Here is a 12,053-nt window from a genome sequence, read left to right as displayed (position 1 = left end):
GGGGCAAGGGAATGATTTTGCAGGCTGACAGGATAGCAGATATGCTGCCCCCCATCATGGACAGTTCGCGCATTCTGGTAATCGACGATGATGGGGATATTCGGTCCCTGCTGTCGGATTTTCTGGAACAGCACGGTTTTGACGTGACAGCGGTTGCGGACGGACAGGCGATGGACCGTGAACTGGCGATCGGCACCTTCGACCTGGCGGTGCTGGACGTGATGATGCCAGGGGAAGACGGGCTTTCCATCCTGCGGCGTTTGAGCGCGCGCGGTGGCCTTCCCATCATCATGCTGTCTGCGATCGGAAACGATGTCGACCGTATCGTGGGACTGGAAATGGGCGCGGAGGACTATTTGTCCAAACCGTGCAACCCGCGCGAATTGCTGGCGCGGATTCGCACGGTCCTGCGCCGCCACCGACGGCAGGAGGAAGGGAGTGCCAACGCCTCAACGCGCAAGCTGCGCTTTGTGGGATGGCAAATCGACATGGGCGCCCGGCTGCTCACTGACCCGGACAATGTCGTAGTGACGCTGACCGATGGCGAATTCCGGCTGTTGCGCGCTTTTATCGAACATCCGCGCAGGGTGTTGAGCCGGGATCAGCTGCTCGATTATTCGGCGGGCAGTGACGCCGAAAGCTATGACCGGGCAATCGACGTACAGGTCAGCCGTTTGCGCCGCAAACTGGAGCGCGGCGCGCGACGCCCCGGCATCGGCGATCTGGTCCGCACCGTGCGCAACGAAGGCTATATGTTCACCGCCGAGGTGCTGCCCGCGTGACTGATCGCGCCGAGCGGTTCAACCCATCGATCCTGACCCGTATCGTCGTATTGGTGGCGGCGGCGTTGCTGTTGGCGCTGGCAGCGATGATGCTGGTCACTTTTCGAGGACCCCCGCCGCATGCGCGGCCGATGTTGCTCGGCGAAGCGGCCCAGTTGCTGCGGGGCGCTGGCGTGAGCGAGGCGCCAGGCTCTGCGTGGAGCGTCACGCGCTACATATCGGATCGCGCGCCGAGCCCCGAGGCCGACCAGCAAATCGATCTGCGTGCAGGCGCGCAGGTGGCCGATCTGGTCGGCGTGCCGGCCCGCGACATTCGCCTGATCCGCGAAAAACCACCCGAAGCCATGCGGGGCATGCCCCTGCCCGATCAACAGCAGCCGCTCCATCGCGCCTTCACCCTGGCACAGCGCAACGGCGCGCAGTGGCACGTCATTCAAGCCTGGCAAGGCGCCAACCTGCCTTGGTATGCAGTCACCCTGTCGCTGATGGCTGGCATTTTTCTGCTGCTGCTGGCGCCCGCTTATTGGGTTGCGCGGCGGATCACCCTACCCATCCGCAGGCTGGCCGAGGGCGCTGCGACCGAGCGGCCCGAACAGGCTCAACCCCTGCCGCTCACCGGCCCCCCCGAAGTGCGCGCGGTCGGCGCGGCCTATAATCATATGCGCGCCCGCATCGCCGATTATCTGAACGAGCGCACCGCCATGCTGGTCGCGATCGCCCATGACCTGCGAACGCCGATGACGCGGCTGTCCTTCCGGCTGGAACAGCTGCCCGACGGGCCACGCGCCAAGGCGCAGGCCGATGTCGAGGAGATGCGAGCGATGGTGACGACGCTGCTGGACTTCATGCGGCAGGGCTCCGAACCGATCAAGCGGGTGCGGATCGATTTGTCCGCGATCGTGGATACACTGGCCGACGACCTGGCGGATATGGGGCAGGATGTGAGCGTGCGGCGTAGCGCGCGCGCCGTTATCTTCGGCGACGCTGGCGCGCTTCGCCGGTGCATCGCCAATCTGGTTGAAAACGCGGTTCGCTATGGCGGCAGCGCCGTCATCGACGTCGATGTGGCCAGCGGCCGCGCGTCCATCAGCGTCGAAGATCAAGGCCCCGGCGTCCCCGACACCATCATCGATCGGCTCTGCGAGCCCTTTTATCGGGGCGAAGCCTCTCGAAACAGGGAAACGGGCGGCGTCGGCCTTGGCCTCTCGATCGCGCGGACGATTGCCGAAAGTCACGGCGGACGGCTGGCCTTCACCAATCGCGCGGAAGGCGGCCTATGCGTGAAACTGACGTTGCCGCTTGCCCGCTAGGACATCAGGCGGCCGCCCCCTCCTCCGCGCCGAAGGCAATCGACAACCAGGACGTCATCGCGTCCACCGCGAGCGGCGTCAGGCGCATGACGCGGCGGCGTTGACCACGAGGCGAGAGGTCATGCTCAGCCAAAAGGCCGCGCCGTTCCAATATGCCGACATGGTTGAGCATGACGTTCATCGACAGTCGCAGCGTTTCGGTGAGTTGTTCCAGCGTCATCGTGCGGTCTTCCAGCTCCGCCTGGAACAATGTCAACAGCAGGTCCCAGGCCGGATCGGCAAACAGGCCCTGGCCAAAGAGCATGGATCGCGCCCGCCGCGCTTCGATATATCGGGCGAGCATGGTAAAGCCGTCGCCATCCTGCCCTTCCAGCACGGGCGGCTCTTCCTGCAGAGCATGAAAGCGGGTGAGGCAGCGTTGCAGGGCGACCACCAGGTCGACGGCCTGCTGGCTGGGCATCGCGCGTTCAGGTGGCATATGCGCGGTCATGACGGGCCTTCCGATCGAGTTCGATGCCGATGATGGTGAAGAGAAGCAGCGGGATGACCCAGACAGTGCTGAGCCCGGCGTAGATGCGGTCGGAAAAATTGCCGAGAAGCAGTGTCACACAGTGCGTAAGTACCGTCAGGAACTGGCTGGCTGCGGCCCAGATCGGCCAGTAGCAGGTCGCCCGAAGCATCAACCATATCAAGCCGACCAACAGCAACAGATCGACCATGGCCAACCAGAATTGCGTGGCATGCCAGGATCCGGCCAACTGCGCCGGAATGGTGAGCACCACGCTAGAAAGGAACAATCCGACAAACCATCGCCCTTCCCGGCCACCAAATATGGCTGCGAAGAGGCAGGCCATCAGGGTCAGGAGCCAGAAGGAAGCCGCCAGCATTCGAATCTCCGTTTGTGAGAGGGGTCAAACATCCGGTCGAAGGCCAGCGACTTCCGCCCGGTCAGGCGACCAGGGTCAGGTGATGCGCGGTTTCGCGCTTGTCTTCTTCCTGCTCGAGTCCAATCGGGCAACCGACCGAGGTGACGGGAATGGCGCTATGTTCAAGGCAGCGCGTGAGGAGCGCGGTAGCGCGGATCATATCTCCGCGACCTTCGATAATCTTCGTCGCGCTGTCGTGAATCTGCTTGAGGATGCGTTGGCTTTCGCTCGCGGTGAGGCCAGAGCCCTGAGAAGCGGCGACGAAGGCGGTGGTCAATTGGGCGGCATCGACAAGAGCTGTATCCAGCGCGGCGAAGGCCTGACGGGTCTGGGCGGCGACAGCCTGTGTCTTGACGGGGTCGAGGTTCAGCACAAGTCTTCTCCTTCGCACACGCCAAGTGAAGCGGTGCGTTCTATCAGCAGGGCATTTCAGGAAAGATCAGGCCAACAGCCGGAATGCTCCGGCGAGCAACAGCAGCAAAGCGACGACGCCGACGCCGGTCAGAATAGCGGCCCGGACCATCGCCAATATGCGGCCATCGATACTCAGTTCATTGGTCGATCCCCCTAGCGGCGGGCCGAAGGCGAGGATGCGTTGCAAGAGCGTCTGGCGCTGCTGCTCATCATCCGATCCGTCCGGCTGAGCCATGGATGACGCAGGTTCGGGATCGGAGGCAAGCGGTTGCGATTGATATATCAATGGCTGATATGTGCCGTTCTGGGGCGGTAGTTGTTCGGTCGAAACGAACAGGCGCGCCGCTTCCTTGCGGGAAGGGACACCGAATTTGCGCAGGGTGATGCGCACACGCTGGTCGACCGTATGTTCGGACACATGCAGCTGGCGCGCGATTTCCTTGGAGTTGAAGCCCTGCGCCACAAGCCGCAGGCACTGCTTTTCTCCTTCGCTCAAGGCTGGCAGGGTCTCCGCCACTCCGTCTATCCTCCTGCGTGCGACCATGGTGTCCAACGATCAATTGCGATCATAGCACCCATCTCGCACCTTGCTTGCAAAACCATCGGTTACGATTCGGTTCGCTGTAGGACGCAAAGATGACATGACAGGGCGAGCCGACGCAAATGCGGGCCGCCAGGCATCACGCGACCTGTCCCATTTTGAGTCGTGCCCCAAAAGCGAAGGGGCCGGCGCCTCGCGGCACCGGCCCCCCGAACAATCTTTGGGCTGATCAGGCCGCCGCCTTCGCCCGGCTCATGCGCTTGCGCTCATTGGGATCCAAGTAGCGCTTGCGCAGGCGGATGGTCTTGGGCGTCACCTCGACCATTTCATCATCGTCGATATAGGCGATGGCCTGTTCCAGCGTCATCTTCTTGGGCGGGGTCAGGCGGATCGAATCATCCTTGCCGCTGGCGCGGAAGTTGGTCAGCGCCTTGGACTTCATCGGATTGACCTCAAGGTCTTCGGGCTTGGCGTTCTCGCCGATGATCATGCCTTCATACAGCGCTTCGCCCACGCCCACGAACAGGATGCCGCGTTCCTCCAGCGGACCCAGGGCATAGGCATTGGCTTCGCCCGCGCCGTTCGAGATGAGGACGCCATTCTTGCGCCCTTCGATCTTGCCCTTGTGCGGGCCATATTTTTCGAACAGCCGGTTCATGATGCCCGTACCACGCGTGTCGGACAGGAATTCGCCATGATAGCCGATGAGGCCACGCGAGGGCGCCGAGAAGGTGATGCGGGTCTTGCCGCCGCCCGAGGGCCGCATGTCGGTCATCTCGGCCTTGCGGATGTTCATCTTGTCGACCACCGTGCCGGAAAATTCGTCATCCACGTCGATGACGACGGTTTCATAAGGCTCGGTCTTGTTGCCATTTTCGTCTTCGCCGAACAGCACGCGGGGACGGCTGATGCCCAGTTCGAACCCTTCACGCCGCATGGTTTCGATAAGAACGCCCAACTGAAGCTCGCCGCGGCCGGCGACTTCGAAACTGTCCTTGTCCTCCGATTCTGTGACCTTGATGGCGACGTTGGACTCCGCCTCGCGAGCAAGGCGGTCGCGGATCATGCGGCTTGTCACCTTGCTGCCTTCACGGCCCGCCATGGGCGAGTCATTGACGGCAAAGCGCATCGACAGCGTCGGCGGATCGATCGGCTGCGCCTTGATCGGCTCGCTGACCTGCGGGTCGGCGATGGTGTTGGCGACGGTCGCGACGGTGAGGCCGGCAAGGCTGATGATGTCGCCCGCCTTCGCCTCGTCCACTGGCACGCGGTCAAGGCCGCGGAAGGACAGGATCTTGGACGCGCGGCCGGTCTCGATCACATTGCCGTCGGCATCGAGCGCGTGGATCGGCTGGTTGACCTTGAGCGTGCCGGACTGGACCCGGCCGGTCAGGATACGACCCAGGAAATTGTCGCGATCGAGCAGGGTCACAAGGAAACTGAACGGCGCGTTTTCGTCCAGGGCGGGCGGCGGGACATGATCCACGATCTTCTGGAACATCGGCTCCAGCGTACCCTCGCGGCGCTGCGGGTCTTCGCTGGCATAGCCGTTGCGGCCCGACGCGTAGAGGACCGGGAAGTCGAGCTGCTCGTCATTGGCGTCCAGCGTCACGAACAGGTCGAACACTTCGTCCAGCACTTCCTGAATGCGCTCGTCCGGGCGATCGACCTTGTTGACGACGACGATGGGCTTCAAGCCCAGCGCGAGCGCCTTGCCGGTCACGAACTTGGTCTGCGGCATCGCGCCTTCCGACGAATCGACCAGCAGGATGACGCCGTCGACCATCGAGAGGATGCGCTCCACCTCACCGCCGAAATCGGCGTGGCCGGGCGTGTCGACGATGTTGATGCGGATGCCGTTCCATTCGACCGAAGTGGGCTTGGCCAGAATGGTGATGCCGCGTTCCTTTTCCAGGTCGTTGGAATCCATCGCGCGCTCCTCGACGCGCTGATTGTCGCGGAAAGTGCCGGACTGGCGGAAAAGCTGGTCGACGAGGGTGGTCTTGCCATGGTCGACGTGCGCGATGATGGCGATATTACGCTGGGACATGAACGGCCTTTGGGATCGGGTTTCCCGGTTCGGCACCACGCCGGGACGGGACTATCGGGCGCGCCCCTACAGGAAATGCCGCGCTGCGGCAAGGGCGGGCCGAGGGGGCACAGCTATGTGACAAAATAACCTGGACAGTTGCACGCCCGTATAACTGCCCTATGGAGGCAATACAGGATCGCACCATGAAAGGACGAATTGCCCATGCGGCTGCCCATTTCCCTGACGCTTGTTTCCCTGATCGCGCTGAACGCCCCTGCCTTGGCGCAAAAAGATGCGCCCGACGCCCAGAAGCAGCATGCCGAAAAGGTCGCGGAGGAAGTCGCGGCCAACTGGGCCAGCGCGCCGGTCGAGGAAGTGACGCAGAGCAGCAAGGGCACGGCGCGCGTGGATGGCAAGAGCATCGCCTATACCCAGACGGCAGGCACGCTCACCATTCGCGATGAGCAGGGCAAGCCGATGGGGAGCATGTTCTACACCGCCTATACCGCAGCGGGAAAGAACCGCCCCGTCACCTTCTTCTATAATGGTGGGCCGGGGTCTTCGTCGCTGTGGCTGCGCATGGGCAGCTTCGCGCCGATGCATGTGCGCACCACCGACCCGCAGGCAGTCAAGCCCGCGCCCTTCGACGTCGGTCCCAATAATGACAGCCTGATCGGCAGCACCGACATGGTGTTCCTGGACGCGATCGGCGCGGGCTATTCGCGACCGATCGGCGACGCCAAGGGCTCGGACTTTTACGGCGTGGATCAGGATGTCGATGCCTTTGCCAAGGCGATCATCCGCTACACGACCAAGAATGGTCGCTGGGGCGACCCCAAATATATTTTCGGCGAAAGCTATGGGACGACCCGGTCGGGGGCATTGGCCTATCAGCTGGAGGATCGCGGGCTGGCGCTGAACGGCGTGGTGCTGCTGTCGTCGATCATGAATTATGGCGTCCGCCAGTCGGGCTTCGACACGATCCATATCGGCTATCTGCCAAGCTATGCCGCCACCGCCTGGTATCACAACAAGTTGCCCGGCGGCCGCCCCGCCAGCCTGGAGGCCTTTGTCGAAGAAGCGCGGCAATTTGCGAACGGTCCCTATGCCACCGCGCTGCTGAAAGGGTCCGACATCACGCCGCAGGAGACGGACGAGATGGCGCGCCAGCTCAACCGCTATACCGGCTTGTCGGTCGACTACCTCAAGCGTGCGAACCTGCGCGTCAACCTGTCGCGTTTCCGCAAGGAATTGCTGCGCGATGAACATGCGACGCTGGGCCGGTTCGACAGCCGCTATACCGGCATCGATGCCGACACCGCTGGCGAGGAACCGGAATATGATCCGTCGAGCACCGGCATCACTGGGCTCTATGTCGGCAGCTTCCTGGATCAGGTGACGCGCCAGATCGGCTACAAGACGGACTTGTCCTATCGTCTGAGCGCGCGTGAAGGTGGCGACTTCAAATGGGATTGGAGCCATCAGCCGCCCGAAGGGGGCAAGCAGAATGTCGCCGACGTGACCGCCGACCTGTCGGCCGCGATGCGCACCAATCCGCATCTGCGCGTGCTGTCGCTCAATGGCTATTATGACATGGCGACGCCCTTCTTTTCGACCGAGCGGGACTTGAAGCACATGATGCTGGAGCCGCAGCTGCGCGGGAATTTGCAGTTCCGCTATTATCCGGCCGGCCATATGGTTTACCTCAACCCCGAGGCGCTGCACCAGATGCGGCTGGATATGGAGCGCTATTACGCCGAAGGCGCGCGCTGACGCGAAACCGGGCGGTGGTGATCCACCGCCCTTTTTTTAATGGTCGCTGGCGGCAAAAGCGCCGATCCCCGTTTCGGCGCGGACGCGCTGCGCTGGGTAGCCCGCCTTGTCGATCGCCGCGCGGGGCGAGCGGTCGACCAGTGAAATGAGCCAGATGGCGAGGAAGCCGGCCGGCACCGAGACGATCGCGGCCGAACTATAGGGGAAAGGCGCGTCCCCCAGGGCAAAGGTCGTCGTCCAGACCGCCGGCGACAGCAGCGTCAGCACGAAGGCCGTCAGCAACCCGATCGTCCCGCCCCACGCCGCGCCGCGCGTGGTGCAGCCGCTCCAGAGCAACGAGAGGATCAGCACCGGGAAATTGCCCGACGCGGCAAGCGCGAAGGCGAGGCTGACCATGAACGCCACATTCTGTTTTTCGAAAACGAGGCCGAGCAGCACGGCAAGCGCGCCGAGCGCCAGCGTCGTGATTCGCGACACGCGCAGTTCGTCGGCGGAACTGGCCTGCCCGTTGCGCAGAACAGTGGCGTAGAGGTCATGGCTGACGGCGGAGGCGGCCGAGAGCGTCAGGCCCGCGACCACGGCGAGGATGGTTGCGAAGGCGACCGCCGAGATGAAGCCGAGGAAAGCATTGCCCCCGATCGCATGGGCCAGATGGATCGCCGCCATGTTGCTTCCGCCGCGCAAGGCCCCTTGCCCGTCCAGATAGGCGGCGTTGGTCCCCACCAGCAGGATCGCGCCAAAACCGATGATGAAGGTCAGGATATAGAAATAGCCGATCCAGCCCGTTGCCCAGAGCACGGACTTGCGCGCCTCCTTTGCGTCCGGGACGGTGAAGAAGCGCATCAATATGTGCGGCAGGCCCGCCGTGCCAAGCATGAGGGCCAGGCCGAAGGAGATGGCCGATACAGGGTCCTTGATGAAGCCGCCGGGGGCCATGATGGCGCGGCCCTGCGCCGCTGCCTGGTCCGCGCTGACGCCGGTGGCGAGCGCAGCCTGCGTCTTCACCTCGACCGCGCGGGCGAAAAGGGTTTCCAGGCTGAAGCCCGCCTGCGCCAGCACCATCACCGCCATGAAGCTGGCGCCGCCCAGCAACAAGACAGCCTTGATGATCTGGACCCATGTGGTCGCCCGCATGCCGCCGAACAGGACATAGAGCATCATGAGGCCGCCGACGATCACGACGGCGGCGGCATAGGGCAGGCCGAACAGCAATTTGACGAGTTGGCCCGCGCCGACCATCTGCGCGACGAGATAGAAGCTGACGACCAGCAACGTGCTGACCGCCGCGAAACTGCGGACCGGGGGCTGGGCGAAGCGGTAGGAGGCGACGTCGGCAAAGGTGTAGCGACCAAGGTTGCGCAGCCGCTCCGCCATCAGGAACAGGAGGATCGGCCAGCCGACCAGAAAGCCGGTGGAGTAGATGAGGCCGTCATAGCCGTCGGCAAATATCTGCGCCGATATGCCGAGGAAGGAGGCGGCGGACATATAATCGCCCGCCATGGCGAGGCCGTTCTGGAAACCGGTGATGCCGCCACCGGCCGTATAGAAATCCGACGCGGTGCGCGTGCGCGCGGCCGCTGCCTTGGTGATCCAGAGCGTCAGGCCGACAAAGGCGACGAACATGGCGATCGCCACCCAGTTGATCGGCTGGCGCTGTGCCTCCCCCTCCAGCGCGGCGGCAAAGGCGGACGCGGGCAGCAGCAGCGCCAATGCGGCGATGAGCGCCCTCATGCGCCATGATCCCGAACTATGGCGGCCATTTGCGCATCATGATGACGATTGGCCTGCCGCACATACAGGCCGGTCAGCGCGATCGCGAGCAGGATGAGGCCAAGGCCAAGCGGAATGCCGAGCGAGGTGACGCCGGCGCCGACCGGCATGGCCAGCAGCGCGGGGTGAAAGGCAATCAGCAGCAGATAGCCGACGAAGGCGATGAAGATGATCGCCGAAAGCGTCCAGCCCAATCGCGAGCGGCGCGCCACCAGCGCTGCATAGCGTGGATCGGCCGCAACCGCAGCCGCCAGCCTGTCCTGTTCGTCCTGCATCGACGCGCTCCCCCTTCCCATCATGCGACGAGCATCGCCATATGGCGGCCATGCTAGCCCGGCGGCGGGCGATTGCAATGGCGGGGGCGCAGGCCTTATAGCAGGGGCTGGAAAAACTGCGCAGACTTGCGACCTACTGTTTTATGCACATATAACAGTTCATGCCGCCCTTGGGCTTATCAGGAGATGACATGGCTTCGACCGCGCCCACCGCTACCGCCGACCCGCTCAATCTGATGCCGCCCGATCCGGTGCCGGCAGTTGCGCCCGACAAGGCTGCGGGACTGGTGCCGATCGACGAGGAGAAGAAGTCCAAGCTGGACGAGAAGGTCGACGCCTTTGTCGAGGATCTGGTCGCGCAGGACGCCAATTCGCCCGAATTCGGCAAGCGCGTGGATCAGCTCACCAATATGGGGCGCAAGGAGATCGCCGAGGCCGCCGGGCACAGCAACCGCTTCCTGGACCGGCCGGTGCGCGCGATGGACAGCGACAGCAAGGTCGGGGCGGACCTGGCCGAATTGCGCCGCACGGTAGAGGATCTGGACCCCGGAAAGCGCGGCAGCTTGCTCGCGCCGAAAAAGCTGTTCGGCATCATCCCCTTCGGCAACAAGATGCGCGACTATTTCGACGGCTATAAAAGCGCGCAGGGTCACATCAACTCGATCCTGGGGAGCCTCGCCAGCGGCAAGGACACGCTGATCAAGGATAATGCCGCGATCGATGTCGAGCGGCAGAATATGTGGGCCACCATGGGTCGTCTGGAACAGATGATCCATATCAGCAAGACCATGGACGCGCGGCTGGAAGCCAAGGCGATGGAACTGGATTCGACCGATCCAGCCAAGGCCAAGGCGATCCGCGAAAGCGCGCTTTTCTACATCCGTCAACGCACGCAGGATCTGCTGACGCAGATGGCGGTGACGGTGCAGGGCTATCTGGCGCTGGATCTGGTCAAGAAGAACAATGTCGAGCTGGTGAAGGGCGTCGACCGCGCGAGCACGACGACCGTGGCGGCGCTGCGCACGGCCGTGACAGTGGCGCAGGCGCTGGTCGGGCAGAAACTGGTGCTGGAACAGATCACCGCGCTCAACACCACCACCGCCAACATGATCGACCGGACCGGCGAACTGCTGAAAAGCCAGACCGCGCAAATCCACGAACAGGCGGCATCGAGCACGATCCCGATCGAGACGCTGCAGCGCGCCTTCCAGAATATCTACGACACGATGGACAATATCGACACGTTCAAGATGAAAGCGCTGGAGAATATGAAGACGACGGTGAATACGCTGTCGAACGAGGTGGAGAAGTCCAAAGGCTATATCGCGCGGGCGCAGGGCCAGGCGCAGGCGGCGCAGGAAGCGCGGGTCGACAATCCGCTGCTGAGCGCGATCGAGGGATGATATCAATGTCTCTCCTGTTACCGTTCGGGCTGAGCCCGTCGAAGCCCTGCTCTTTCTTTCAAGACAGGACAGCCCTTCGACAAGCTCAGGGCGAACGGATGCCGGAGCCTTGTCTATGAGCCGATCCGACCGCGTGCTGGCGGATGCCGAAGCCGTGCTGCGCCGTCACAGCGAGCGCGGACGGAGCCTGTCGGCGCGGGCGCGCGAGCGCCGCAATGCGTCGATCATGCGGCGGCTGGGGCGGATTGGCGGCGCGATATTCGTCATCCTGATGGGCGCGATGATCGCCGGATGGTTCGTGCCGCTGGGCACCAATGGCGTGATGATCGTGCTGGGGCTGTTGCTGATCGCGACATTGTTTTTCGCGCTGCTGCCCGGCGACCGTCCGGTCAGTGCCGAGAAGCTGGGGCAGACTGAACTGCCCGCCCTCCCCCTCAAGACCGAAATCTGGCTGGAAACGCAGCGCAAGGCGCTTCCCGCGCCGGCCGTGACGCTGGTCGACAGCATCGGCGTGCGGCTGGAGACGCTGGCGCCTCAGCTGGAGCGGCTGAACGAGCAGGACCCGGCGGCGCTGGAAATCCGCCGCTTGCTGTCGGACCATCTGCCCGAGCTTGTCACCGGCTATCAATCCATCCCGGCGCCCATGCGAAGGGAGGAGCGCAACGGCCGCGTGCCGGAAAAGCAGCTGGTCGAAGGATTGACCGTGATCGACGCGGAAATCGCGCGCGTGACCGAGAGCCTGGCAAGTGGTGATCTGGACAAGCTGGCGACGCAGAATCGCTTTCTGGAATTGAAATATCAGGAAGCCAAGGATTTGGGGCGTTAGC

At 63.4% G+C, this 12,053-nt stretch carries 12 protein-coding genes; 5 read left to right on the top strand and 7 right to left on the bottom strand.

Features of this window, described 5'->3' with window-relative positions; genetic code table 11:
- Positions 1 to 41: 41 nt before the first annotated feature.
- Both RLDS_RS50020 and RLDS_RS50015 read left to right on the top strand, forming a co-directional pair.
- Entirely contained in the window at positions 42 to 782 is a 741-nt protein-coding gene (locus RLDS_RS50020) for a response regulator (RefSeq protein ID WP_021227973.1), read from the top strand.
- A complete protein-coding gene (locus tag RLDS_RS50015; RefSeq protein ID WP_021227972.1) occupies positions 779 to 2,092 on the top strand; it encodes an ATP-binding protein in 1,314 nt (437 codons plus the stop codon). The genes RLDS_RS50020 and RLDS_RS50015 overlap by 4 nt, the downstream gene beginning before the upstream one ends.
- Positions 2,093 to 2,096: 4 nt before the next feature.
- Here the strand turns inward: RLDS_RS50015 and RLDS_RS50010 are convergent, their stop codons facing one another.
- From RLDS_RS50010 to typA, 5 genes are all read right to left on the bottom strand, one after another.
- A complete protein-coding gene (locus RLDS_RS50010) occupies positions 2,097 to 2,582 on the bottom strand; it encodes a helix-turn-helix domain-containing protein (RefSeq protein WP_031298917.1) in 486 nt (161 codons plus the stop codon).
- The gene (locus tag RLDS_RS50005) at positions 2,560 to 2,979 is read right to left on the bottom strand and encodes a hypothetical protein (RefSeq protein ID WP_021227970.1); all 420 of its coding nucleotides are present in this window, start codon (positions 2,977 to 2,979) and stop codon (positions 2,560 to 2,562) included. Before RLDS_RS50005 ends, RLDS_RS50010 begins: the two co-directional genes overlap by 23 nt.
- 61 nt (positions 2,980 to 3,040) lie before the next feature.
- A complete protein-coding gene (locus RLDS_RS50000) occupies positions 3,041 to 3,391 on the bottom strand; it encodes a hypothetical protein (protein WP_021227969.1) in 351 nt (116 codons plus the stop codon).
- 66 nt (positions 3,392 to 3,457) lie between these two features.
- A complete protein-coding gene (locus RLDS_RS49995) occupies positions 3,458 to 3,949 on the bottom strand; it encodes a LuxR C-terminal-related transcriptional regulator (RefSeq protein WP_021227968.1) in 492 nt (163 codons plus the stop codon).
- Positions 3,950 to 4,202: 253 nt separating this feature from the next.
- Complete coding sequence (typA, locus tag RLDS_RS49990; RefSeq protein WP_021227967.1) at positions 4,203 to 6,023, bottom strand: translational GTPase TypA; 1,821 nt, start codon at positions 6,021 to 6,023, stop codon at positions 4,203 to 4,205.
- Positions 6,024 to 6,227: 204 nt separating this feature from the next.
- Here typA and RLDS_RS49985 point away from each other — a divergent pair, with 204 nt between their 5' ends.
- Positions 6,228 to 7,778 (top strand): S10 family peptidase, encoded by a 1,551-nt coding sequence (locus RLDS_RS49985; RefSeq protein ID WP_021227966.1) that lies wholly within the window; start codon positions 6,228 to 6,230, stop codon positions 7,776 to 7,778.
- 36 nt (positions 7,779 to 7,814) lie between these two features.
- On the opposite strand, the gene RLDS_RS49980 is transcribed toward RLDS_RS49985, so the two are convergent.
- Complete coding sequence (locus tag RLDS_RS49980) at positions 7,815 to 9,509, bottom strand: cation acetate symporter (RefSeq protein WP_021227965.1); 1,695 nt, start codon at positions 9,507 to 9,509, stop codon at positions 7,815 to 7,817.
- Positions 9,506 to 9,823, bottom strand: a complete 318-nt coding sequence (locus tag RLDS_RS49975; RefSeq protein ID WP_021227964.1) for a DUF485 domain-containing protein — start codon at positions 9,821 to 9,823, stop codon at positions 9,506 to 9,508. Before RLDS_RS49975 ends, RLDS_RS49980 begins: the two co-directional genes overlap by 4 nt.
- 191 nt (positions 9,824 to 10,014) lie before the next feature.
- Between RLDS_RS49975 and RLDS_RS49970 the strand changes: the two genes are divergently transcribed.
- Positions 10,015 to 11,226, top strand: coding sequence for a toxic anion resistance protein (locus RLDS_RS49970; RefSeq protein WP_021227963.1), 1,212 nt, complete (start codon positions 10,015 to 10,017; stop codon positions 11,224 to 11,226).
- Positions 11,227 to 11,341: 115 nt separating this feature from the next.
- On the top strand, positions 11,342 to 12,052 hold the full coding sequence (locus RLDS_RS49965) for a hypothetical protein (RefSeq protein ID WP_021227962.1): 711 nt from the start codon (positions 11,342 to 11,344) through the stop codon (positions 12,050 to 12,052).
- Position 12,053 lies beyond the last annotated feature (1 nt).

This window comes from Sphingobium lactosutens DS20, from assembly GCF_000445105.1.
Taxonomy (GTDB): Bacteria; Pseudomonadota; Alphaproteobacteria; order Sphingomonadales; family Sphingomonadaceae; genus Sphingobium; species Sphingobium lactosutens.
This window is presented reverse-complemented; position numbering and strand designations above follow the sequence as displayed.

What these genes read in the sequence shown, in the direction of transcription:
- RLDS_RS50020 (WP_021227973.1), top strand. Translation starts at nt 42, where the DNA reads ATGCTGCCCCCCATCATGGACAGTTCGCGCATTCTGGTAATCGACGAT.
- RLDS_RS50010 (WP_031298917.1), bottom strand. Translation starts at nt 2,582, where the DNA reads ATGACCGCGCATATGCCACCTGAACGCGCGATGCCCAGCCAGCAGGCC.
- RLDS_RS50005 (WP_021227970.1), bottom strand. Translation starts at nt 2,979, where the DNA reads ATGCTGGCGGCTTCCTTCTGGCTCCTGACCCTGATGGCCTGCCTCTTC.
- typA (WP_021227967.1), bottom strand. Translation starts at nt 6,023, where the DNA reads ATGTCCCAGCGTAATATCGCCATCATCGCGCACGTCGACCATGGCAAG.
- RLDS_RS49985 (WP_021227966.1), top strand. Translation starts at nt 6,228, where the DNA reads ATGCGGCTGCCCATTTCCCTGACGCTTGTTTCCCTGATCGCGCTGAAC.
- RLDS_RS49980 (WP_021227965.1), bottom strand. Translation starts at nt 9,509, where the DNA reads ATGAGGGCGCTCATCGCCGCATTGGCGCTGCTGCTGCCCGCGTCCGCC.
- RLDS_RS49975 (WP_021227964.1), bottom strand. Translation starts at nt 9,823, where the DNA reads ATGCAGGACGAACAGGACAGGCTGGCGGCTGCGGTTGCGGCCGATCCA.
- RLDS_RS49970 (WP_021227963.1), top strand. Translation starts at nt 10,015, where the DNA reads ATGGCTTCGACCGCGCCCACCGCTACCGCCGACCCGCTCAATCTGATG.
- RLDS_RS49965 (WP_021227962.1), top strand. Translation starts at nt 11,342, where the DNA reads ATGAGCCGATCCGACCGCGTGCTGGCGGATGCCGAAGCCGTGCTGCGC.